20 protein-coding genes are annotated in these 24,093 nt (G+C 59.7%); 7 read left to right on the top strand and 13 right to left on the bottom strand.

Translation table 11 applies throughout. The features are described 5' to 3' along the window. The first annotated feature begins 95 nt into the window (after nucleotides 1-95). Entirely contained in the window at nucleotides 96-2,540 is a 2,445-nt protein-coding gene (locus DW870_RS07075; RefSeq protein WP_117769810.1) for a DEAD/DEAH box helicase, read from the top strand. Between the two features lie 102 nt (nucleotides 2,541-2,642). Here DW870_RS07075 and DW870_RS07070 read toward each other — a convergent pair whose 3' ends face one another. The 4 genes from DW870_RS07070 to DW870_RS07055 all read right to left on the bottom strand — a co-directional run bounded on the left by DW870_RS07070 (nucleotide 2,643) and on the right by DW870_RS07055 (nucleotide 7,144). Next, nucleotides 2,643-3,518 (bottom strand): spermidine synthase, encoded by an 876-nt coding sequence (locus DW870_RS07070; RefSeq protein ID WP_117769811.1) that lies wholly within the window; start codon nucleotides 3,516-3,518, stop codon nucleotides 2,643-2,645. Further along, nucleotides 3,519-5,426, bottom strand: a complete 1,908-nt coding sequence (locus DW870_RS07065) for an elongator complex protein 3 (RefSeq protein WP_117769812.1) — start codon at nucleotides 5,424-5,426, stop codon at nucleotides 3,519-3,521. A gap of 99 nt (nucleotides 5,427-5,525) precedes the next feature. Continuing rightward, nucleotides 5,526-6,422 (bottom strand): DUF4097 family beta strand repeat-containing protein, encoded by an 897-nt coding sequence (locus DW870_RS07060; RefSeq protein WP_158556895.1) that lies wholly within the window; start codon nucleotides 6,420-6,422, stop codon nucleotides 5,526-5,528. Further along, a complete protein-coding gene (locus DW870_RS07055; RefSeq protein ID WP_117769814.1) occupies nucleotides 6,422-7,144 on the bottom strand; it encodes a helix-turn-helix domain-containing protein in 723 nt (240 codons plus the stop codon). Before DW870_RS07055 ends, DW870_RS07060 begins: the two co-directional genes overlap by 1 nt. A gap of 267 nt (nucleotides 7,145-7,411) precedes the next feature. Between DW870_RS07055 and DW870_RS07050 the strand changes: the two genes are divergently transcribed. The 3 genes from DW870_RS07050 (at nucleotide 7,412) to DW870_RS07040 (ending at nucleotide 12,233) form a co-directional block, all read left to right on the top strand. Then, nucleotides 7,412-8,284 (top strand): hypothetical protein, encoded by an 873-nt coding sequence (locus tag DW870_RS07050; protein WP_055250686.1) that lies wholly within the window; start codon nucleotides 7,412-7,414, stop codon nucleotides 8,282-8,284. Between the two features lie 118 nt (nucleotides 8,285-8,402). Further along, entirely contained in the window at nucleotides 8,403-9,242 is an 840-nt protein-coding gene (locus tag DW870_RS07045; protein WP_117769815.1) for a tRNA (guanosine(46)-N(7))-methyltransferase TrmB, read from the top strand. A gap of 309 nt (nucleotides 9,243-9,551) precedes the next feature. Next, nucleotides 9,552-12,233 (top strand): RNA helicase, encoded by a 2,682-nt coding sequence (locus DW870_RS07040; protein WP_117769816.1) that lies wholly within the window; start codon nucleotides 9,552-9,554, stop codon nucleotides 12,231-12,233. Nucleotides 12,234-12,312: 79 nt separating this feature from the next. Here the strand turns inward: DW870_RS07040 and DW870_RS07035 are convergent, their stop codons facing one another. From DW870_RS07035 to DW870_RS07010, 6 genes are all read right to left on the bottom strand, one after another. Continuing rightward, nucleotides 12,313-14,070, bottom strand: coding sequence for a DUF2130 domain-containing protein (locus DW870_RS07035; RefSeq protein WP_117769817.1), 1,758 nt, complete (start codon nucleotides 14,068-14,070; stop codon nucleotides 12,313-12,315). Nucleotides 14,071-14,220: 150 nt separating this feature from the next. Continuing rightward, nucleotides 14,221-14,766: a metallophosphoesterase gene (locus DW870_RS07030; RefSeq protein ID WP_117769818.1), complete on the bottom strand. Its 546-nt coding sequence runs from the start codon at nucleotides 14,764-14,766 to the stop codon at nucleotides 14,221-14,223. A 66-nt stretch (nucleotides 14,767-14,832) separates the two neighbouring features. Beyond that, the gene (locus tag DW870_RS07025; protein WP_117769819.1) at nucleotides 14,833-15,012 is read right to left on the bottom strand and encodes a hypothetical protein; all 180 of its coding nucleotides are present in this window, start codon (nucleotides 15,010-15,012) and stop codon (nucleotides 14,833-14,835) included. Between the two features lie 18 nt (nucleotides 15,013-15,030). Then, complete coding sequence (locus DW870_RS07020) at nucleotides 15,031-15,357, bottom strand: HIRAN domain-containing protein (protein ID WP_117769820.1); 327 nt, start codon at nucleotides 15,355-15,357, stop codon at nucleotides 15,031-15,033. 425 nt (nucleotides 15,358-15,782) lie between these two features. Beyond that, nucleotides 15,783-17,162: an aldehyde dehydrogenase gene (locus tag DW870_RS07015; RefSeq protein ID WP_117769821.1), complete on the bottom strand. Its 1,380-nt coding sequence runs from the start codon at nucleotides 17,160-17,162 to the stop codon at nucleotides 15,783-15,785. 9 nt (nucleotides 17,163-17,171) lie between these two features. Next, a complete protein-coding gene (locus tag DW870_RS07010) occupies nucleotides 17,172-18,392 on the bottom strand; it encodes an iron-containing alcohol dehydrogenase (protein WP_117769822.1) in 1,221 nt (406 codons plus the stop codon). Between the two features lie 253 nt (nucleotides 18,393-18,645). Here DW870_RS07010 and DW870_RS07005 point away from each other — a divergent pair, with 253 nt between their 5' ends. Then, nucleotides 18,646-19,209, top strand: coding sequence for a ferritin family protein (locus DW870_RS07005; protein WP_070097113.1), 564 nt, complete (start codon nucleotides 18,646-18,648; stop codon nucleotides 19,207-19,209). Nucleotides 19,210-19,450: 241 nt separating this feature from the next. Here the strand turns inward: DW870_RS07005 and DW870_RS07000 are convergent, their stop codons facing one another. The 3 genes from DW870_RS07000 to DW870_RS06995 all read right to left on the bottom strand — a co-directional run bounded on the left by DW870_RS07000 (nucleotide 19,451) and on the right by DW870_RS06995 (nucleotide 22,314). Further along, nucleotides 19,451-20,332 (bottom strand): hypothetical protein, encoded by an 882-nt coding sequence (locus DW870_RS07000; RefSeq protein WP_117769823.1) that lies wholly within the window; start codon nucleotides 20,330-20,332, stop codon nucleotides 19,451-19,453. A gap of 325 nt (nucleotides 20,333-20,657) precedes the next feature. Beyond that, complete coding sequence (locus tag DW870_RS09330; protein ID WP_158556896.1) at nucleotides 20,658-20,801, bottom strand: hypothetical protein; 144 nt, start codon at nucleotides 20,799-20,801, stop codon at nucleotides 20,658-20,660. A 67-nt stretch (nucleotides 20,802-20,868) separates the two neighbouring features. Beyond that, complete coding sequence (locus DW870_RS06995; protein ID WP_117769824.1) at nucleotides 20,869-22,314, bottom strand: PLP-dependent aminotransferase family protein; 1,446 nt, start codon at nucleotides 22,312-22,314, stop codon at nucleotides 20,869-20,871. 139 nt (nucleotides 22,315-22,453) lie between these two features. Between DW870_RS06995 and pdxS the strand changes: the two genes are divergently transcribed. Continuing rightward, nucleotides 22,454-23,344, top strand: a complete 891-nt coding sequence (gene pdxS, locus DW870_RS06990) for a pyridoxal 5'-phosphate synthase lyase subunit PdxS (RefSeq protein WP_117769825.1) — start codon at nucleotides 22,454-22,456, stop codon at nucleotides 23,342-23,344. A 20-nt stretch (nucleotides 23,345-23,364) separates the two neighbouring features. Then, entirely contained in the window at nucleotides 23,365-23,952 is a 588-nt protein-coding gene (pdxT, locus tag DW870_RS06985; RefSeq protein WP_117769826.1) for a pyridoxal 5'-phosphate synthase glutaminase subunit PdxT, read from the top strand. Nucleotides 23,953-24,093 lie beyond the last annotated feature (141 nt).

The raw sequence follows: 24,093 nt of genomic DNA, 5'->3' as shown, positions 1-24,093 counted from the left end.
TATTTTGGCAGGTTTTATCTGGGCAAACGTTGAAGCGGTAATGCAGCAAGCCACTGCCCGCCGCGTTGAGAGATTCGCTTTTGAAAGGAGGCCTCGTGAACGCCTTTGACCGCTACGCCCCGTTTATCCAAGACTTCATCTACTCCCACGATTGGGAGAGCCTGCGCTCCATCCAGGTTGCGGCGGCAGATGCCATCTTCAACACGCAAGACAATGTGCTCCTGACGGCCTCCACGGCATCTGGCAAAACCGAGGCAGCCTTCTTTCCCATCCTGACCGAGTTTTGGGAGAACCCGCCCGCAAGCGTGGGCGCCCTCTACATTGGCCCCCTCAAGGCGCTCATCAATGACCAATTCGTCCGCCTCAACGATCTGTGCGAAGAAGCCGATATCCCTGTCTGGCACTGGCATGGCGATGTCTCGCAGTCGCACAAGGCTAAGCTCATCAAAAAACCGAGCGGCATCTTGCAGATTACGCCCGAGTCACTCGAGGCGCTCCTGATCCATAAGCACATGGCGATCCCTCGTATGTTCTGCGACCTGCGCTATGTGGTTATCGACGAAGTCCATTCGCTCATGCGCGGCGACCGCGGCGGGCAGACGCTCTGCCTTATCGAGCGGCTCTCGCGCATGGCAGGCGTGCAGCCCCGCCGCATCGGTCTGTCGGCAACCATCGGCGACCCCGAGCGCACGGGCGCCTTCCTGTCGCAGGGGACGGGACGCAACTGCGTCATCCCACGTTTTGAGGAGCCGCGCCGCGTGTGGCGCATCTCCATGGAGCACTTCTACAACTCGGGTCCCCAGGCGCAGCAGCGAGGATTCGCGAGTACAGGTCCGCAGGAAGCCGAAGTGCTCGCATGCGAGCGCATCGAGGCGGTGGCGCCCACGGCACTGCCCGCCGGCGCCCAAGACATGCGTCACAGCGGGCAGCTCACACAAGAGGAGCGCCGTCAACGTCGTGAGCGGGCACGGGGCAAGGCTGCCCCCAAGGACCGTCGCACTTCCTCAGCCCCCGAGGGCGAAGTCGACATCCCGCAGGCAACCGAACAGGCACTGCTCAACCCCACCGACACCGCACCCGACAACGCCGACCCCGGCATGGGCTACATCTTTGAGCATACCCGCGGCCGCAAGTGCCTGGTCTTTGCCAACTCGCGCGAGGAGGCAGAGGCCGTGTGCTCCATGTTGCGCAGCTACTGCGAGAGCCGGCACGAGCCAGACCGCTTTCTAATCCATCACGGCAACCTTTCGGCATCGCTGCGCGAGACGGCCGAGGAGCTCATGCGCGACGAAGAGCAGGCGCAGACGACCGTCACCACCTCCACGCTGGAGCTCGGCATTGATATCGGTCGCCTGGAGCGCGCGTTCCAGATTGACGCGCCGTTTACCGTCAGCTCCTTTTTGCAGCGCATGGGGCGCACAGGCCGTCGCGACCTTCCGCCCGAGATGTGGTTTGTCATGCGCGAGGAAGAACCCGAGCCGCGCACGATGATGCCCGAAACGATACCCTGGAAGCTCCTGCAGGGCATCGCACTCGTACAACTCTATCGCGAGGAAAAGTGGGTCGAGCCGCCCGAGCTCGATCGACTCCCCTACAGCCTGCTCTACCACCAGACCATGTCGACGCTCGCCAGCACCGGCGAGCTCACGCCGGCCGAGCTTGCTCAGCGCGTGCTCACGCTCAGCTATTTCCACCGCGTCTCGGCCGATGACTATCGCGTACTGCTGCGCCACCTCATCAAGATCGACCACATCCAGGTCACCGAGGGCGGTGAGCTCATCGTGGGTCTCGCGGGCGAGCGCATCATTAACAACTTTAAGTTCTACGCTGTGTTCCAGGAAAACGAGGAGTTCACCGTTCGCAGCGAGTCGGCCGAGTTGGGCACGATCGTCAATCCGCCACCGCCCGGTGAGCGCATCGCCATAGCCGGGCACTGCTGGATAGTCGAGGAAGTGGACTGGAAGCGACACACCGTCTTTGCCACGCAAGTCAAAGGTCGTGTGCCGGCATACTTTGGCGACTGCCCCGGCGACATTAACACGCATGTACTCGAGCGCATGCGCAAGGCGCTCAACGAGCACGCGGCATATCCGTACCTCATGGGCAACGCACGGGCACGCCTTGCACAGGCTCGTCATACCGCCGAGATTTCGGGTGCGGGGACCAAACCGCTCATCAACCTGGGTGGCGACACCTGGGTGCTCTTCCCCTGGTTGGGCAGCTACGCCTTTCTGGCGCTCGAACGTATGCTCAAGATTAAGTGTGCCGCGGAGCTGGGCCTTCGCGGGCTCGATCCGTCGCGTCCATACTTTATGCAGTTTAAGATGAAGGCCGACGAGGAGACGTTCTTTGAGGTGCTCGCAGCCGAGGCCGAAAAGGACTTCGACCCCATCGAGCTCGTCTATCCCGGCGAGGTGCCTTACTTTGATCGTTACGATGAGTTCGTTCCCGAAGAGCTCGTGCGCAAGGGCTTTGCCGAAGGCGTGCTCGACATCGAAGACATGAAGCAGCGCGTTCTCGGCTGGCGCGACCACGCCTAAGACCAGTCTTTTTTGGGACGGGGCTTGTTGAGCTACTTTGGGCATGACCAAGAAGTAGCTAAAAGAGCCCCACCACAAACAGACTGGTCGCAGGGAGACGTGCTAGTCGTGGAGAGCAGTGCCGAGGAAGTCGGTGTCGAAGGGCACAGCTTCGGCAAAGACATAGTCGCCGTCGCTGGCGATGAGCAGGTAGTTTTCCTCGCCGCCGAACTTCGCATCGCCACATGGGACCACCCAGGCATGGGCGAATACCTCGAGTGCCGTGGCAGCGCAGTCGCGCAGGAACGTCACGTCGCTCCCCTCGTTTGCGCTCACGATATTGGCGACGTAGACGCCACCAACATTTAGGCTGCCCCGCACTAAACGCAACGCCTCAACCGTCGCCAACTCGCGTACGGGCTCGGCACCGCCAAAGCAATCGCTCACGACCGCGTCATAGCGACGATGGCCCACGCTCGTCACACCCAGATACGAGCGAGCCTCAGCGGTTATCACCCGCAGGCGATCGCCCGCCGCGCGCTCCAGCTCGTCTAGGTAGAACCAGCGGCGCGCCAGGCGCGTAATCTCTCCGTCATACTCGATGACGTCCATGCGCAAGCCCTCGTGCGACATCAGGGCGAATTTAGGATAGGCAAACCCGCCGCCGCCCAGCATAAGAATGCGGTCGATACCGTGACCATAAGCGTCGCGCATCGCATCCTCGGCCTCAAACACGTCGTTAAACGCGCGATAGTACGCAAAGACGGGCTCCGCCCAGCGCTCACCAACGTAACTCGCGCTTTGGTAGACGCCGCCTTGCACCAATACGCGGACTTCGTCGCCGCCCTCGTCGTGCACGCGTTTCACACGCGCCAAGCCATTGCGGGTTCGCGCAACCTGCAGACAGGCAGCACGAACAGCGACGGCGGCCGCACCAAGCGCCGCGGCTCCCAGAGCAACGCCGGCAACGACGCCGGCAGAAACACTCGGCTTGTTCATCTAGAGCTCCTTTTGCAGATAAAGGCCATGGTCATAAAATCCAAGATGGCGATAGTACTCGCGCGTGCCAATCGCGCTAATCACGTTGATACGCGCATAACCCGCATCCCGGGCAATCTCGCACGCACGCTCTACGAGCAAACGCCCCAACCCGTGATGTTGCGCCGCCTGGCCCTGATCGCCCACGCGCGCCGCCATGCCATACACGTGCACCTCGCGAATCATCGCCTCGTCCGGCGTCGTCGGCAACTCGTCCGCATGTGCGGCAACAAACGAATGGTCGGGCAGCGACAACCGCAAAAAGCCCGCGATCTTGCCCCGCGGCGTCACCCACTGCAAAAAGCGCTCGTGAGTCACCGGCGTCTCGTACGCCACTTCCTCATCAAGAGAAAGCTCATCCAAGTCGGCACCCGCGGTACTGATCTCGCGATAGCGAATCTCGCGCACCACTGTGCCTTCTCCACGAGCCGCCAAGCGATTCTCGACGAGCTGACGCAGGTTGGGCTTCTTGTTGCCCACCATGATGTCATCGGAGCTAAAGTCGCGGATCATGCGACTGATGCGGCAGAACGCCGGCGTCACCACGATGTCATCGGCCAGTACATCGAGCAGCTCCTCCTCGGTATAGGGACGCCACTTGCCACGCTCATAGCAGCCCACCAGACGCGAGCCCTCGATGAGTGCACACGGATAGACTTTGACCTCGTCGGGCATAAAGGCCCCCTCGGTCACAAAGCGCTCGTAGTCGCGCTTGTCCCCTTCGGGCGTGGCGCCCAGCAAGTTGAGCATAAAATGCGCGTGAATCTTAAAGCCAAACAGGCGCGCAAGCGAAAACGCCCGCTCGATCTGCGCCACCGAAATGCGCCGCTCGTTGATATCGAGCAGGTGCTGGTCGAGGCTCTGGATGCCCATCTGGATCTTGGTGCAGCCCAGGCGGCGGATAAGCGTGAGGGCCTTCGGCGTTACGGCATCGGGGCGCGTCTCGATAACGAGTCCCACCACGCGATGCTTCGCCGTCTCGTTGATGCGCTGTTGACGTTCAAGCTCCTCCATCGTTGCCGTCTGCCACTCGGCGACTTCGCCCCACGGCGTACCGGGGCCGTACAGACGACGCACCGCACGGTTGTAGCCGCCCACGGCAGCATCCACACGCCCCTGGTCGTCGGCAACGCCGGCAGCAAGCTCGACCTCGTCTGTCGCAATGCCGGCTGCCCGATAGCGCTCGCGACGCTCCGCTACCACCGGCGGCAGGGCATCGGCGGGAGCGTCATCGAGCAGGCGCCCCGCCTCGGCACGACTGATGCCCGGACGCGCCAACATGGGGTTTGCCGCCACGCCGGCGACGGCATCGTCATTGAGCGCACGGAAAAGCTCCGACATAAACCACGTCTGATACCCTTCCGGATAGTCGCTCCAGGTGCCACCGAGCACGATGAGCTCTATCTTATCGGTCGCATGCCCCATCTGCGAAAGCGCCGTCAAACGGGCGCTCACCTGCAGATATGGATCGAAGCAGTTTTGCTCTGCACGGGCGCACGCCGGCTCGGCGTGCAGATAGCTTTTGGGCATGCGCAGGTCGTTGGGGCAAAACAGGCAATCGCCCGAGCACGGCCACGGCTTGGTGATGACGGTAATGGTCGCTACGCCCGAAGCCGTGCGACGAGGCTTCATGCGTAGCACCTGCAGCAGTTGACGCTCTAGCTCGGCGTCGACATTCCATACCGTCCAACGAGCCGGCTCCTCGCGCTTCACCCGCTGGTAAAACGGCAGCAGGCGACGCTTGGCCAGATCGCGCTTGTCGGCACCCTCACGGCGTGCCTCGGCATGTATCAGTTTGACGAGCGCTTTGTCGTCCACGGTCTCGCCGCGACGCAGAGCCTCGAGTATGTTCAAGATAATCTGTTCCATGCCCCCATTGTAAAGGCAAAGGCGCCGAAGCCAATCTCGGCTTCGACGCCTTCACCAAACAGCGCGTCTATATCTTCGCCTAGGCTTTCGTCTGCCTCACTACTCCGAATCAAACGACATGTCGCCCGAACCGACCTCAAAACGATACGTGGCAGACTTATCGCCGTTATCGAATTCAAGATTCAAAACGGTCTCGCCGTCGTAGCCAAGCGGAAGGAAATCGCTCTCGAAGTCGCCGCTGCCCAAGGTGAGGCTCGCCTTAAAGCCCGTCGAGTTCGGAACCGTCATCTCCACATCGCCCGAGCCCACGCTCACGTCCATCGACTTCGCGGGGGCCTGGTAGAGCTCGAACGTCACATCGCCCGAACCGACCTCGGCATTCAGGGTATCGGTCACGGTACCCGTAAACTCGACGTCTCCCGAGTCCAAAGTCAGGTTGAGGTCATGACACGCAATGCCCGCGACCGTCAGATCACCCGATCCCACATTCGCTGTGATGCCCACCATGTTATCGGCAACATCGCGCGGCAGTTCGACGGTAACCGTGCGGTCAATGGCGCGCTCGTCATCGCAATCGAACTGGCGAATCTTGAGCGTAGAACCCTTGATTTCGGCCAGGTTCTGGGTTGCCGCATCGAAGGCAACGGTCCCCGTTGCCACGCGACCGCTTTCAATTACGCGCACTGGCCCGCCGGAGACGTGTTTGACCTCGACCGTGCCCGACGTCACGTCCAAATCAAGCGATGTGAACGCGTCGGCATCAAACGTTTCGCTCGAAAGCTGTTGAGGCCGAGCGGAATAGTTACCGCTATCCAAAAGATCGTCCTCGTCAAGCGCATCGTCCATACCAGACAAGCCGGATACAACATCGTCGAGATCCCACGGGCCATCAAAATGAATCAATGTCCGCGAAACGCCAAAGACAAGCCCAACAATGAGCACAAACGCTCCGATGCCAACACCCAGGCGTACCTTGGATTCATGCGAAAGCTTCATCATTCGTCACCCTCTTTGGCACATGGCTCAGCGGTGGTCGTGGTAGCCACGTCAGCATCGGGTTCCGCAGAAGCATCCTTCCCCTGGGCCTTGATCGCCACCGACGCCGGACCAACCTGAATATCCCCGCGCGCCCAATCACCATCGAGCGCACGCGCCACCCAGTGATAGATGGGAATCGTAAAGAAGATCAGCGCGGCAAAGGGGCCGGCACCAAACAGGAACATCAGCAAAAAGAACAGCAGCCAGCACACGGCCCAATACGGGAACGACTGGAACGGGCCCTTCACCGGAGTCGAGCCAACCGCGGTGCCACTCGTCGCCTGCGCCGTAGCGGCATTGGCGGCCTGCGCACTCCAGCTTGCCGCCTGCGCCGCCTTGGCTGCGGCATCACTTGCCTGCGTAGCTGCCTCCGTGGCGCGTGCCGCCGCCTCATGGGTGCGAGCACGCTCTGCCGCCTCGGCCTCGCGCTGACGGGCGCGGTCCTCGTTCTCAAACTCGATATCGTCCTCGATCTCGTCGCTCGGATTGAGCAGCTCGTCCAGGCTCACGCCATAGAGTTTGGCGAGCGAGATCAGGTTCTCGGTATCGGGCGAGCTCTCCGCGCGCTCCCATTTACTGACTGCCTGGCGCGACAGCCCCAGCTTTCGCGCCAGCCCTTCTTGGCTAAAACCCTTGCTGCGACGAAGGTCGGCGAGCCGCTGCGCAGTTTCTACATTCATGGTTCCTCCTATGTGATGCCAGCCGTGCCGCCGGACCGTTTTTGTTCTTAAGGCGCCTTGCACAGTTAAAAATCTATCCGCCACCGCCAAGAGCATGCCACCTATTCTAGTGAGATTTTTGACAACCGGCGGTTGCGGGCACATATGAGCTGCGGAAATGTGTCCAAACAAAGCAATGACCCGTAGCTTGGTTGTCCCCGTTGCGGCGTTAACGGTAGTATGGTCGTACTGTTTATTCCGCACCGCCAACGGAGGGAGTCCCGCGCCGTGAACCGCGATTTCGCCTCATCGCTCATCCAGCTCAACAACACGTTCTATCGCGAGCACTCCGCCTCCTTCTCCGATACGCGCCAGGCCCCGTGGCCCGGCTGGGTACGCACCATGGACATCGCGCTCGGGCAGCTCGACGTCGCCACGATCGAGCATCCCGTCCGCGTCTTCGATCTCGCCTGCGGCAATATGCGATTCGAGAACTTTGCAGCCGGCGGCGCACTTGCCGCCAAGGGTGTCGACGGCGCAAACCCCTCGGCAGATGCCAGCTGCCCGTTTGAGTTCTATGGCGTCGACTCGTGCCAAGACCTGGCCATCGATGCACATGGCCACGCGCTTCGCATTCCCAACCTGCACTTCCAGGAACTCGACGTGCTCGACGCCCTCATGAAGCTCAACCCCGCCGAAACACCCGACGTGCTTTTCGACGCCCCGCTCGCCGACATCTCGGTCTGCTTTGGCTTTATGCACCACGTGCCGTCGTGCGAGTACCGCGTACGCGTGCTCGACGCCCTGGTGCGGCAGACGCGCCCGGGCGGCATCATCGCCATCAGCTTTTGGGAGTTTATGAACGATGAGCGCATGGCGCGCAAGGCCGTTCGAGCCGAAGCCCGTGCCGAGCTCACCCCGCCGTTTGAGGGTTACGATTCCGCGCAGTTTGAAGCCGGCGACCACCTCATTGGCTGGCAAAACGACCGCCACGCCTACCGCTATTGCCATCACTTTGACGATCAGCAGATCACCGACCTGGTGCGCGGCGTCCGTACGTTCTACAAGAGCGGCGAGGTCCCCGTGCGTGAGCTTGAGCGCTTCCATGCCGACGGTCGTAGCGGCGAGCTCAACCGCTATGTGATTCTCAAGCGCCTGTAGGCATCGACGACTCGCCGCCGAGCCGCACCGCATCTTCCGGGCAAACTATGCCCGCCCTTTTTCAATCCATTGACGGAACGTGCAGCTATGCGTTCCATACTTATGACCAAGGAGCCTCATGGGAGCCGTCCACGTTCGCACGCCTAAGAACTTTGTGCTCGAGGAGCGCCTGGAACGCTACGCCGATGCGATTGAGACAAACCCCGAGGCTTATGCCGGAGATTGGCGCAAGGCCTGTGCGCCCGCAGGCAGCAAGCCCTTCGAGCACCTTCACCTGGATCTTGGCTGTGGCAAGGGAACGTACCTTGTAGAGCGCGCCCACCGCGAGCCCGATGCCCTCTTTATCGGCATGGACCAGGAGCCCATCTGCATCGCCTATGCCGCGCAGAAAATCTGCGAACAGGGGCTATCCAACGCACTCGTCCTGCCCCGAGGCACCGCATCGCTGCCACGGCTGTTTGCCGCAGGCGAGCTCGATGCCATCACCATTAACTTTCCCACGCCGCAGCCCAAGGCCAAGTACGCTAAAAAACGACTCGTCCATGTCGACCATCTGATGCTCTACCGCCCGCTCTTTGCAGCCGGCGCTACCGTCACACTGCGCACCGATAGCAAGCCGTTGCGCGATTACGCCCTGGGACAGTTTGCCGCGGCCGGCTACGATACGCTTTGGGTAAGCGACGACGTCCGCCGCGACCATCCCGAGCATCCCGAGACCGAGTACGAGCGCCGCACGCGCGAGATGGGTGCCGCCGTCTATGGCATTTGCGCTACGCCCGGCGCGGAACCCATCGAAGAGCAGCTCGCGGCGGGCCGCGCGCAGGAGCAAAGCCTTACCTGCTACCTGCCCGAAAACCTCGATGAGCTCACCTATGTACCCCTGGGCATGGAAGAAGCCGTCGAGAACTTTAGAAACCGTGCTCGCAAAGGCAAAAAACGCCTGCCGCAGGGGTCCTAGGGGCTTCTGATGGTCGCGGCGTCGGCAAACAAGTGAAAATAGGCGCCAGCGAACGACCCTCAAACCTAAGTGAGTAGACTTTTTTGCAATAGCCAAGCACAACCCGCATAACGAAAACTAAAACCGCAGGTAGAACCCTTGCGCAAAAGCCATGTGCTCGCGACATTGAAAAAAGTCTACTCACTTAGCTGGCGACTGCACCAAACGGCTGGGCAGAACGCCCATTTCCTGCATTTTCTCGCGCGCTGGCACCCCACGCCGCTGCTACGCCATAATAGTTGGCGGACAATCGCGAGAGAAAGCAAACACATGACACAGACCACGACAGATACCGCCGCCAGTACCGTCTCCGGCGCCGGGGCCGCCAGCTCATTCTCGGGCGGCACGGGAACCGAAGCCGAGTTCGGCTCGCTCGGCGCGCTCTCCCCCACCTGGTGGGAGCCCGAGGACGGCAGTGAGCCCGAACCGTGGCTCACGCCCGATCAGGCCTTCGAACGCTTCTTTGAATGGACGAGCAGCCGCGGCATCGAGCTGTGGGGTCACCAAGAAGAGGCCCTCATGGACCTGGCCGCCGGCGATCACGTCATTTTGGGCACACCGACCGGATCGGGTAAATCGCTCGTCGCGCTGGGCATGCTCTTTATGGGCATGGCGCAGGGCAAGCGCTGCTATTACACGGCCCCCATCAAGGCCCTGGTCAGCGAAAAGTTCTTCGATCTGGTACAGGTACTCGGCCGCGATAACGTTGGCATGATCACCGGCGATACGCACATCAACACTAAGGCGCCCGTCATCTGCTGCACGGCCGAAATCCTTGCCAACGATGCACTGCGCGAGGGCGAGGGCGCCGACGTGGGCTGCGTGGCCATGGACGAGTTCCACTACTTTGCCGACCCCGACCGCGGCTGGGCATGGCAGGTGCCGCTGCTCACCCTGCCCCACACGCAGTTTATGCTCATGAGCGCCACGCTCGGCGATGTCACCGCGATCGCCGCCTCGCTCGAGGAACACACCGGCGCTGCTTGCGACTTGGTTGTCGACGCCCCGCGTCCTGTTCCGCTGAACTACGACTATGTGACGACCTCCCTCGAGGGCACCGTCGAGCTCGCTATGCGCCGCGGCGAGGCCCCGCTCTATATCGTGCACTTTAGCCAGGATGCCGCCCTTGCGACGGCACAGTCGCTCGCCAATTTTGGCATCGCCAGCAAGGAGCAGCGCGAGGCCATCAAAGAGGCGGCCAAGGGCACGAGCTTCTCGACGGCCTTTGGTAAGATTCTCAAACGCCTGCTTGGATGCGGCGTCGGCGTGCACCATGCTGGCATGTTGCCGCGCTATCGCCTGCTGGTCGAGCGCTTGGCGCAGCAGGGCCTGCTGCCCGTCATCTGCGGTACCGATACGCTCGGCGTCGGCATCAACGTGCCCATCCACACCGTGGTGCTCACCGCGCTCACCAAGTTCGACGGCTACAAGATGCGTCGCCTGCGCGCCCGTGAGTTCCATCAGATCGCTGGTCGCGCCGGCCGTTCGGGCTTCGATACCGAGGGCATGGTCATCGCCGAGGCCCCGGAGCACGAGATCGAGAACGCTAAGCTCATGGCCAAGGCGGGCGACGACCCCAAGAAGCTCCGCAAGATTAAAAAGAAAAAGGCCCCCGAGGGCTTTGTCACCTGGAACAAGCAGACCTTTGAGCGCCTGATCGAGACGCAGCCCGAGACGCTCAAGCCGCGCCTTCGCATCACACACTCCATGGTGATTAGCGTGGTCGAGCAGGGCGGCGATGCCCGAGCCCGCGTACACGACCTCATCGAAACGAGCCTGCAGACTCCCGAGGAAAAGGCCAAGCTCGAGGTTCGCGCCGACGAAATCTTCGCCACACTCATCGATTCCGGCGTCGTCGTTCGCACCGAGGTGCCGCCCGCGCCCGACGCTCCGGCTGACGCCGCGCCGGACATCGACTACGCGCTGACGGTCGATCTGCCCGAGGACTTCGCACTCGATCAGCCGCTCTCGCCGTTCTTGCTTGCCGCGTTGGAGCTGCTCGACCCCGAGAGCGAGACCTATACCATGGATCTGATCTCAATGGTCGAGGCAACGCTCGAGGATCCCAAGCAGGTATTGCGCGCACAGGAGCGCGCCGCGCGCGACCGCGCGATGGCCGAAATGAAGGCTGACGGCGTCGATTATGAGGAACGCCTGGAGCGCATCCAGGATGTCACCTACGAAAAGCCGCTCGAGGACTTGCTCGATGCCGCCTTCGACAAGTACTGCCAGGAAGTACCCTGGGCCAACGACTACCAGCTCTCTCCCAAGAGCGTCCTGCGCGATATGCTGGAAAGCGCGAGCGATTTTAAGGGCTATATCCAAAAGCTCGGCATCGCCCGCTCCGAGGGCATTTTGCTGCGTTACCTGGCAGAGGCCTACCGTTCACTCGACCGCACCGTGCCCATCGAGAAGCGCGACGAGCGCCTGCGCGACATTATCTCGTGGCTGGGCTTTGTGGTGCGCTCGGTGGACTCGAGCCTGGTGGATGAGTGGGAGAACGCCGGCAACCCGACAGCCCTCGATGCTGCGCCGCCGCAGGGCATCGACGAGGTCGTGGCGGACCGTCGCGGCTGCACGCTATTGGTGCGCAACGCGCTCTTCCGCCGCGTGACCCTTGCCGCCCGCGAGCACGTTCGCGACCTGGGCGAGCTCGACGACGACTGGGGCATGAGCGAGATCCGCTGGCAAAAAGCACTCGACGCTTACCACGAGCAGCACGAGGAAATCCTCACCGACGGAGATGCCCGCAGCGCCGCGATGTTTTCCATTGACGAGTCCGACGAGAAGACCGCGCACATATGGCACGTGCACCAGATCTTTGCCGACGAGGATGGCGACCACGATTTTGGCATCATGGGCGATGTCGATCTGGACGCCACGCAAGACGGCGGCGAGGTCATCTTCAAAAACTACCGCGTCGGCTTTATCGAGGACCTGCTCGAGGACTAGCCGAACATGCTGGAACGAAACAAGCGGGGCCGTTGGCAATATCGCCAGCGGCCCCGTTTTTTGCGCGATACGCTATCCCCTACTCGGTATCCTCGACCTCATACGAATCCGCCTCGGCTGGCTCATCGTTTGTCTCTGTCGCAGCCCCGCGCGCCTCGTCAAACGCGGCCTTCATGGTCTTGTTGCCCCACGTGAGCTTGCGAATGGTAAGATCGTCGGCCTTCTTGTTGGCTAGGCGCAGATTGTTCTCGGAGGACAGCAACGCCTCCTTGGTTTTCTGCAGATGGCTAATCGTCTTGTCGATCTCATCAATCGCCGTTTGGAACTTGCGGCTCGCGATCTCGTAGTTGCGACCGAAATCATTCTTGAACTTTTCCATCTTGGCTTCGAAGTTCGTGACGTCGATATTCTGCTGTTTGTACTCCGCCAGTTCCTGCTTATAGCGCAGCGAACCCATGGCGGCGTTGCGAAGAAGCGTGATCATGGGAATAAAGAACTGTGGGCGAATCACGTACATCTTCTCGTAGCGATAGCTCACGTCCACGATGCCGGCGTTGTAAAGCTCGCTCTCGGGTTCGAGCAACGTGCAGAGCACCGCGTACTCGCAGCCTTTTTGGCGGCGATCGTGATCGAGCTTCTTAAAGAAGTCCTCGTTTTTGTGCTTGGTCGCAGTCTCGTCGTTCTCGTTTTTCATCTCGAACATAATCGAAATGACCTCGTTGCCGCTCGCGTCGCACTCGCGGAAGATAAAGTCGCCCTTGGTACCCTCGGACGCATCGTTATCCTTCTCGAAGTACGCGTTAGGAAACGCCGTCATGCGCAGACGGTTAAACTCGGTCTCACAGTGCTGCTCGAGCGACTCGCCCACCATCTTGGTGGACAGGCGGACCTTCATGTCCTTAAGGCGCTCGATCTCTTCATCCTTGTAGCGAATCAGGTCATCGCTCGCACGCTTGGCCTGCGCAAGCTCGAGCTCGTGTGCCGCCTTGGCCTGCTCCTCGCGAGAATCGCGCACTGCCAGCTCGCTCGTCAGTTTGGCACGTGCCTCATCGCGCTCACGCTCCGCCGCGGCGACCGCCTCTGACAGGTTCATTTTTGCCATCAGTTCCTGCTCGCGCAGCTGGGCACGCAGGCCCTCGGCCTCTTGCTCGGACTGAGCCTTTGCGGCGGAGAACTTCTCTTGCACCTTCGCGCGATAGTCAGTAAGCGCGCGCTCGGCCTCGCTGCGAGCGGCATCGAGCTCACGCTGCGACTCTGCCGCGGCAGCGGCAAGCGCCATCTCCTGGGCTTTGTCCGCCGCGGCGAGCCTGGCCTGCAGCTCGGCAATCTGAGCGTCGCGCGCAGCTAAATCGTTTTGAGCAGCGTTGCGCGCCGCCGACTCGGCAAGCTTTGCTTCGTCATCTTTGCGCCCAAGCTGCGCACGCAGGCTATCAATCTCACGCTGGAGTTCGGCATTTTCCTTTTGAGCATTGGCTCGTGCCTCTACCGCCGCGCGCTGGCTTGCACTCTCGCGCTCTGCGGCAGCGCCCTCGAGCTTAGCGCGCAGCTCGGCAAGCTCAGCATCGCGCTTGGCAACCTCTTGCGCCAGTTTCTGATCCGCAGTGTTCTTCTGCTCGACAAGCTGAGCGTTGCGCTGAGACTCTGCCTTTTGCAAGGCAGCCGTCGAACGCGAGCGCTCAAGCTCCAGCGCTTGCTCGCCCTCGCGCTGGACTGCCTTCACACGCTCGTCCAGGTCGCGCGAAAACTCGGCATCGCGTACTTGCTTGACGATATCCGCATAGCCGGACGCATCGACCTTAAAAACTTCGCCGCAATGCGGGCACTTAATCTCGTTCATAGCAGCTCCTCGATGGACGCAAATTTCGACCGCCTACACTCTACCGCGCCGCACGGACAAAAAAGGCGCCGCCGCCATAATGGCAACGGCGCCAGAACCACCACAAAGGTGCCTGTCCCCTTTGTGGTGGTTTGAGTGACAGTTTGAAAATTACAGTCCAAAATAGCCGAGGATTTGATCACGACTTACGGGCTTGTAGTCATTGGCGTCGAGGCCCACATCGTAGCGGTAAATGGGGCGCTCGCGATCGCGGTTGCGTGCGTTGGTGCGGTCACCCCTGCTGTGGATATGCCCATGCAGCATAATGGCGCCACGTGCCTTGCCGTTCCAGCTGAGCATGGGGTAGTGGCTCATCACCAGACGATGACCCTTGGCATAGCCGGGAGCAATCTCCAGGTAATCGCGCACGTCTTCCCAAATTTGCGGGGCGTCGGGATCTTCCCAGTCGCCGTCATGGTTACCGCGGATGAGCGTCGCATTCTTGCATTCGATACGCTCGCGCAGGCGCACCGCCTCCGCCATGGGCAAGCGATACGTAAAGTCTCCCAGGATATAGAGGCGGTCGTCCGCAGCCACGCACTCATTGATGGCATCGATGACCTTGCGGTTCATCTCCTCGACCGAATCAAACGGTCGATCCATGTCGTGCAAGATATTCGTATCGCCCAGGTGCAGGTCGGCGGTAAACCACATCATCGTCTATGCCCTCATTTCGCAATGCATCCAACTCGTGCTAAGTATACAGACACAGCGATGCGGCGGTTAGCCAAAGAGCCCGCCGAACAGTCCGCGGCGGCACTCGTCCTTTTTATTCGAACCTTTGCCCTGGGCGTTCTTATCCTTTTGCTTTTTGCGATCCTGCTCCAGCTCATCGTCATCGAGTAGCATATCCCACTCAAACGGATCATCCGTCAAATCGAACAGGTCATCGTCGTCAAGCATGGCAGCCTCCCTTACCGATTAGCGGGCATCCACCACATAGAGGCCAACGCGCACCTGGTGCCACGGGCTGCGCTCGGGGGCAACCTGTTGCACGCGGGCCTCAAACACGTCCTCGTGGCCGTAATACATCATCAAGGACAGTGGACCGACCTCGTTTCCCGGAACGCAGCCAAGTTTGGTCTTGCCATAGTAGATCGCAACTGCCTCGGGATCATGGGGATTATCGCGCTCGGCACACAGTGTCAGTTTATCGCCCGCTTTAAGATCGCCTAGGACCAAAGCGCCGTCGGCATATTGAAATCCTGCGATATGAAACGACAGAAGAACACGCGAAGGCTCGTACATAGCAGCTCCTCTAACGGCCGGATAAACCGGTGTGTAACCTTATTGAGAAGTCTACGGTCCCGTGCGGACACAAATACATCCTGTCTGCGTCCTTCAATCGTTTGCCTCAACGCTTGCGCGACAGAACGCTTGCAGATAAGATAGGAACACGGATGGCACCCGTTGCCGCGGGTCTTGCCAACTCCGATACACGTTTTCATCGTGAGAAGTGGCCGTCTTCGCTTACGCGGGGGCGGCTATTTCATTCGGCCGATAAACAGACCGAGTTCGATAGCCGCAATCAACAACGCCAATAACGAAATAACATCGCTTACGTTCATACCAAATCCCTTCTAAAGGGAGTTGGCCCATCCGTGCTCCATAACAGTAGTCTAACGCAAAATGCAGGTAATAGGAACACTTGTTCGTATTACCTGCGCCCTTTTCTAATGCACAAACATGCGCACGAACTTGTGCTTCCAGCTTGCGTAGGGCGCATACCGAAACGGCACGTCCAGCCAAGTTGCCTTGTTCACGATACTCTTCTTGTGGCTAAACGTATCGAAGCTCTCGCGTCCATGGTACTGCCCCATACCGCTCGCGCCCATGCCGCCAAAGCCCATATGGCTCGTAGCCAAGTGCATGATCGTGTCGTTGACACAGCCACCGCCAAAGGGCACGTAACGCACGAAGCGCTGCTGAACTGCGCGGTCCTGACTAAAGATATACAGGGCCAGCGGCGTCGGACGATCCGTAATAAACGCTTCGGCCTCGTCTAGGCTCTCAAACGTCAGCACCGGCAAGATGGGACCGAAGATCTCCTCCTGCATCACGGCGTCATCGGGGGTCACGCCGTCTAGGATCGTCGGCTCAATCTTGAGCGACGACTCGCGCGCCGTGCCTCCCAGCACGACCTTATCGGGATCGATCAGCCCGCGCACGCGCGCAAAATGCTTAGCATTGACGATATGCCCGTAATCCTCGTTATCGAGCGGATGCTCGCCAAACATACGGCGGACCTCTTCCTTGATGAGGCCCAGCAGCTCGTCGTGCACGCGCGTATCGACCAGCAGGTAGTCGGGCGCCACGCAGGTCTGCCCTACGTTGAGCCATTTGCCAAAGGCGATACGCCGTGCCGCGACCTTCAAGTTTGCCGTCGCATCCACGATGCAGGGGCTCTTGCCGCCCAGCTCAAGCGTCACGGGCGTGAGGTTTTTACTCGCGCGCTCCATGACGAGCTTGCCGACCGGAACGCTACCGGTAAAGAAGATCTTGTCCCAGCACTCATCGAGCAACGCTTCGTTCTCGGCGCGCCCGCCCTCGACAACCGTCACCAGGCGCGGATCAAATGCCTCTTCACAGATTTGCTTGAGCACCGCGCTCGATGCCGGAGCATAGGCACTCGGCTTGATGACCACGGTATTGCCCGCGGCAAGGGCGCCGGCGAGCGGCTCGAGTGTTAGCAAAAACGGGTAGTTCCACGGAGCCATGATGAGCGTGACGCCATAGGGCACGGCTTGCGTTTTGCACGCGCTCACGGCGTTGGCAAGGTCACACGGACGCAGGCGCGGACGACTCCATCGAGCCACGTGAGCGATCTGATGACGAATCTCGGAAAGCGACGTGCCGATCTCGCACATATATGCCTCGTCATGCGACTTTCCCAAATCGGTCTTGAGTGCATGGGCGATATCGGCCTCGTGCGCCCGTACCGCATCGCGTAAACTCACGAGCGCGCGACGTCGGGCATCAACATCAAACGTAGCGTGCGTTTTAAAGTAAGTGCGCTGATCGCCGACGATGCGCGCAATTTCCTCGGTGTTCATGGCACCCTCCTAGTTCTCGTCCTCAAACATACCACCCGCGACGACCTCGTACATACGCTCGAGCTCCAAGCGGTCCATCAAAAGCGGAACGGGGTACAGCGGATTGGCCTCGGCATCGGCATGCGCCGCCATCTCGGGAATGTCGGAGCGGCGAATGCCCGAGACATATTTGGGGATTCCCAGGATCTCGTTCATGCGGTCGACCCAATCGATAAAGGCCTCGGCCGCAAGACTATCCTGCGCGGTAGCCGGCGCAATGCCCGCCATGCGAGCAAGATCGGCAAGCTTGGGGGCGGCGGCGTCACCATAAGCGCGAAGCATGTGCGGCAGGATGATCGCGTTGGCCAAACCGTGCGGAATTCCGTATCGGCCGCCCAGACTGTGCGCGATGGCATGCACATATCCGACATAGGAGCGGGTAAACGCAACGCCCGCCTTATACGCCGCCGAAAGCATATTGCGACGAGCGCGCATGTCGTCACCATGTTCATAGGCCTCGAGCAAATTGTCGTGGATAAGCTGCACCGCCTGTCGCGCCATCTTGCGCGTATAGGGCGTGGTGCTTCGCCCGATAAAGGCCTCAACGGCATGCGTCAGGGCGTCCATGCCCGTCTGCCCCGTAATGGAAGCGGGCAAGCCGCACGTAAACTCGGGGTCGTGGACTGCAAAACGCGGGATGAGCACAAAGTCGTTAATGGGGTATTTGTAGTGCGTCCCGTCATCGGTAATTACCGCCGCAAGCGTGACTTCGCTTCCCGTACCGGCGGTAGTGGGAACGGCGATGAGCAGCGGCAGGCGACGATGAATCCGCAGCAGGCCACGCATCTTGTTGATGGGCTTGTTTGGCTGCGCAATGCGTGCGCCCACGCCCTTGGCACAGTCCATGGCCGAGCCACCGCCAAAGCCGATAATGGCCTGGCAGGCGCTCTCTCGATACAGGGACGCCGCTTCTTCCACGTTTGAAACCGTGGGGTTTGCACGCGTTTCGGCATAGACCGTAACGCCAATCCCCCTGCATGCGAGCGCCGTCTCGAGCGGTGCCGTGAGCCCCAGACGGGCAATGCCGGGATCCGTCACGATAAGGACCTTCTGGATCGAGCGCTTTTGAAGCACCGCGGGCACATCCTCGGCATGCTCTAAAATGCGCGGCTCGGTATAGGGCAGGATCGGCAATGCAATGCGAAAAACCGTCTGATATGTTCGGCACCAGGCACGACGGGCTAGATGCATAAAGGAAACTCCTTCATTTGTTGATAGGTCAACATTTGCTCGCCCGATTGTACTCAGCGGCGGTCAAAGACGGCCTGCCAATCGTTAATCAATCAACATCTTCATATCTCAAAATTGTTTTATTAAAAATCATTCCTAATAGGCTTCACATTTGGTTGCATTTATGGATAATAGAACTCGTCAAGACGCACGTCCGGAGAGGGCCCTTACGGGACCGGACGAGCGCACAATCGCCATCGATCGAAAGGATCGAATCATGAAGTTTGTTTGCCCCGTTTGCGGTTATGTGGAAGAGTTCGACGGCGACCAGCTGCCCGAGGATTTTAAGTGCCCCCAGTGCGGCGTTCCCGGTTCTCGTTTCCTGAAGCAGGAGGAGGGTCAGCTCGAGTGGGCTGCCGAGCACGTCGTGGGCGTCGCCAAGATGGAGGGCGTCTCCGAGGACATCGTTGCCGACCTGCGCGCCAACTTTGAGGGCGAGTGCTCCGAGGTCGGTATGTACCTGGCCATGGCTCGCGTCGCTCATCGCGAGGGTTATCCCGAGATCGGCCTGTACTGGGAGAAGGCTGCCCACGAGGAGGCCGAGCATGCCGCCAAGTTCGCCGAGCTCCTGGGCGAGGTCGTGACCGACTCCACCAAGAAGAACCTCGAGATGCGCGTTGAGGCCGAGAACGGCGCCACCGCCGGCAAGACCGATCTTGCTAAGCGCGCCAAGGCCGCTGGCCTCGATGCCATCCACGACACCGTGCACGAGATGGCTCGCGACGAGGCTCGCCACGGCAAGGCTTTCGCCGGCCTGCTCAAGCGCTACTTCGGCTAAGCCAGCAACCTGAGACATAACCTCTAGCTCGATGAGGCCCGGACCGCATGGTTCGGGCCTTTTTCGTGCCTCATAAACTTGTTAACTACCTGAAATAGGACCGCCTTCGGCATCGGCTTCTCGTCAAAAACTAAGTGAGTAGACTTTTTGGAACTTGCCGAGCAGACCATCCATATCACTTTATAAAGCCGCAGGTAAATGCCTTGTTGCAAAACGACCTAGTCGCCAAAGTGCCAAAAGTCTACTCACTTAGATTCGCAGCCGTCCACGATCGAGCCATTTTGTGTCTAACGGGCATCTTTCCGTCGATTACTCCCAATTTTGTCCAGTCAACGAATAGTTCAGACCTGAGTAATGTCTCAGCCCTTTGCTCATCTGAGCTTTTATCACGATATTCAGCATCGAGCATCCTGCATACGGCCTTAACGATCGCGCGGAATCTATCCTCATCCGATATCTGTCTGTGTGTCAGGAGAAGCACATCGTAGCCCATGGCCTGAAGGGCCGTCATGCGGTCAGCGTCACGCAAGCCATCCCCTGCGCGTCCGTGCGAGGCCTTTCCCTGACATTCAATGGCCACCTGTCGCCTGCCGTCCGGCGAAGACAGAAGTATGTCGATATATACACGGGACTTTCCCACAATCGCTCGAGCACTTGTGCTTAGCATCACTTCAACATTAAGCTCTATGTCGCAAAAGCCTACGCCTCCCAGGGATCGCGGCAGTGCAAGTAGCAAATACGCCTCGACCTCAAAAGGCGACGCGGCACCCAATGGAACAAGTTGCGACACCGTCCTAAATCTATTGCCGTAACGTATCCCGCAAACATCTGAACAAAAACGGTCAAGGTCTCCGCCCAAAACCAAAGCGTCTCGACGCCATAAATTTGAAGCGGCGCCGCTCTCGGACGGGCAGCGCACCCAACCGAACGTTGTCGAAATCGCACCCGAATCAATTGCACGCGAAAGCTCCGCCTCGAGTGCCGTCGGCAGGGCGCACACCGCAAACAAGCCGCACATCTCCGCCAATACAAAAAGAAGTTGGAGATCCGTCAGATGCCGCGACATGATAAATGCCGTCAGTAGAGGAGACGTAACCAAAAATCCATGCTCCGTTTCCAGCACGGATTCCCTGGGGAGCTCACCAAGAAACAGCCGCTGCTTAATGCTGGCAGGGCAAGTCCGTTTGTTTCTCGTCCGAACCAATGTATACAACGGAAAACCGAGCGCAACCGCAGCTGTCGGGTTGCGGGCGAGATCATATCGCTGCCGGTCTTCTTCCGGTCGTGGAAGCGGCGGGCACAAAGCGCGGACTTGAGGAGGCAAACGCCAGTACCTAAAAGCCGATATGTCACAAAGTAGATCCTTCATAGGCACAGGAAAACACGGATTTCAACCCAGTCGGTCTCCCATTGGCGCAAACGCAACAAAAATGGCACCGAACGGACTGCTAAGTTTTCAACAGCCCTCCCCAACTGGCCAAAAGCTTGCCAAGAGCTGGACGAAGCCCTGTTGAAAACTCATTTTTTCTCATGCGGAAGCTTTGCACGGCAAGTGAGTAGACTTTTTGGAACATCCCGATCAGACCGGTCATCCTGCTTCTCAAAACCACAGGTAGATAGCTTGTGGCAAAACGGCCTGGTCGCCAAAGTACCAAAAGTCTACTCACTTAGATTGCAGAGCTCCCCCATTAGCTGCAATTCCAAGGTATTAAGCACTTTCGGACTCAGGTCGTCATACTGGACAAGAATTTGAGTTGAGTTTTCAGGAACAAATGCGCCATCGGCGCACCAATAACAGTCACTGATATCGATGAACGGAATGCCCGAGCGCGTGAGAGCCCGCGCAAAAGAGCTTCCGCCCGTTCCGCGCTCCGCAAATACAGTGCAGTAAAGACCCGCGTCTGCATGCTCAATCGAGACCTCCCCTGCCGGAAACGCTTTCCGCACAAGCGACGCCAGGCCATCACGCGCCTCGCGAGCACGAACGCGTACGCGGTTCGCATGTCGCTCGTAATCACCCGATTCCAGCAAACGAGCCAAAGCGACCTGGTCAACAGAACTCACCGACGAGGCGTAAAAACCAAGGTTGCGCCTAAACCGCTCAATTAGCTCATCAGGCAACACCATGTACGCTAGACGCAACGCCGATGAAAGGCTCTTCGAAAACGTGTTGGTGTAGATGACCGATTGAGCGGCATCGATCGACGCGAGCGCGGGAATCGGCTTGCCGGCTAGACGAAACTCGCAATCAAAGTCATCCTCAATGAGATACCGACCTGGTCGCTCGGCGGCCCAGCTCAGCAGCGCATATCGGCGCGCAATGCTCGTCACAAGGCCGGTCGGATACTGATGGGACGGCATCAGGTGAAGGACATCGGTCCCGCTTTTCTGCAGAGTGTTCAAGTCCACGCCCTCATCATCCAACGGGATATGTCGAACTTTGCAGCCCATAGCCTGGTAGATGCGCGTCAGACGCAAATAGCCCGGGTCCTCAACGGCATACACCTTGTCAGCGCCAAGCAACTGAACCAACATGGTATCGAGCAGCTGGGCGCCCGCGCCGATAACAATGTTATTAGGATCGATATTCATGCCCCTTGTCCCGCGCAGATGGTGAGCAATTGCGCGTCGTAGCCGAGCGGTGCCCTGTGCCGGTGCGGGCGAAAAGATCTCGCGTTCGTCTTCGGATGCCAGCGTCGCCCGTAGCGCGCTTTGCCAAAGTCGCGCCGCCTCCAAAGCGGAAGGAGAAAGTGCGTCGAATCGCTCGACCTGTCTGTTGACATCATGCGCGCTGGGGCCCACAGAGACGGCATCTCGGTCGATACTCCCCGTAGCCAAAGGCAAAACTGGTGCATCCGGAAGCTCGCAAGCGTAGTAGCCACGACGCGGCATTGAGCAAATATAGCCCTCGGCAAGTAGCTGGCTATATGCATTCTCGATGGTAATGACACTGATTCCCAGATGGCTGGCAAAGGCGCGCTTAGACGGAAGATGCTCCCCCGCCGCAATGCGCCCAGCAACAATATCGTCTCGAATTTGCTGGTAAACATATTCATAGAGCGATGCTTCGCCGCGTTTTTCCAAATTGTAGTCAAGCATGAGCATATCACCTGACCTTATTAAGCCATTCAATCTGGTATTAGTCTGACCTTGTTATTATCTCGAAAACTGAGTATTTCGCCATACCCAGCTCCCCGATAGGATGTTCCGTCAAGCAATGCACATGCCAACCAAGGGAGCAACCATGGCAGAACAGACCAGCAAGGCCGATCGCGTCAAACTCAATCGAGAGCTCGCGCAGATGCTCAAGGGCGGCGTCATCATGGACGTCACCACGCCCGAGCAGGCACGCATCGCCGAGGAGGCAGGCGCCTGCGCCGTCATGGCACTCGAGCGTATCCCGGCCGACATCCGTGCCGCAGGCGGCGTCTCGCGCATGAGCGACCCCAAGATGATCAAGGGCATCCAGGAGGCCGTCTCCATCCCCGTTATGGCCAAGTGCCGCATCGGCCACATTGTCGAGGCGCAGGTCCTTCAGGCCATCGAGATCGATTACATCGACGAGTCCGAGGTTCTCTCCCCTGCTGATGACGTCTATCACATCGACAAGACCCAGTTTGACGTGCCGTTTGTCTGCGGCGCCCGCAATCTGGGCGAGGCGCTACGCCGTGTTGCCGAGGGCGCCACGATGATTCGCACCAAGGGCGAGCCGGGCACGGGCGACGTCGTTCAGGCTGTGCGTCACATGCGCAAGATCCAAAAGCAGATCCGCGACGTTGTCGCTCTGCGCAATGATGAGCTCTTTGAGGCAGCCAAGCAACTGCAGGTTCCGGTCGAGCTGGTACGCGAGGTTCATGCCACGGGCAAGCTTCCCGTGGTGAACTTTGCCGCCGGCGGCGTAGCGACCCCCGCCGACGCCGCGCTGATGATGCAGCTGGGCGCCGAGGGCGTCTTTGTCGGCTCGGGCATCTTTAAGAGCGGCGACCCTGCCAAGCGCGCCGCCGCCATCGTCAAGGCCGTGGCGAACTTCACCGATGCCAAGCTCATCGCCGAGCTTTCGGAGGACCTGGGCGAGGCCATGGTGGGCATCAACGCCGACGAGATTGAAATCATCATGGAGGAGCGCGGGCGCTAGTCCAGCAGAAAGGATCGCACATGAGCGATTATGCAGACCAAACGGTCGCCGTGCTGGCGGTCCAAGGCGCTTTTGCCGAGCACGAGGCAAGACTATCCGAGCTGGGCGCACACTATATTGAGCTGAGGCAGGCGGCCGATTTGCGGCAGAACTTTGATCGCCTGGTCCTCCCTGGCGGCGAGTCCACCGTTCAGGGCAAGCTGCTTGACGAACTGGGGATGCTCGAGGAGCTTCGTGCCCGTATCGCTGAAGGCACGCCGGTCCTGGGCACCTGCGCCGGCCTGATTCTACTGGCTCACGACCTTGCCGCCCACGATGACAAGGGAACACCGCGCCTGGCAACCATGGATGTGCTCGTTGAGCGTAATGCCTATGGCAGACAGCTCGGCAGCTTTCGCACCAAGGGGTGGGTAGGAGGTATCGAAGGTGAAGTGCCGTTAACGTTTATCCGTGCACCCCGCATCGTCAAGGTGCACGGCAATGCCAAGGCCTTGGCCGAAGTCGATGGCCGTATCGTCGCCGCCCGTCAAGACAAACAGCTCGGTGTCACCTTCCACCCCGAGCTCGACGACGACACGCGCCTCCACGAGTTCTTCCTCCAAATGTAGGCAGAAAACAAACGAGCGTTGATTTTCGGACGCATAGCGATAGACGACCACATTTGCCCAGATAAAGCCGACCAAAATAAACCTGTCCCTTTTTGGCAGGTTTGGACTATGGGAACGCCGATGTTTTTGTACCGACAGCGA

The sequence above is a fragment of the Collinsella sp. AM38-1BH genome (assembly GCF_003467545.1).
Classification (GTDB): Bacteria; Actinomycetota; Coriobacteriia; order Coriobacteriales; family Coriobacteriaceae; genus Collinsella.
This window is presented reverse-complemented; position numbering and strand designations above follow the sequence as displayed.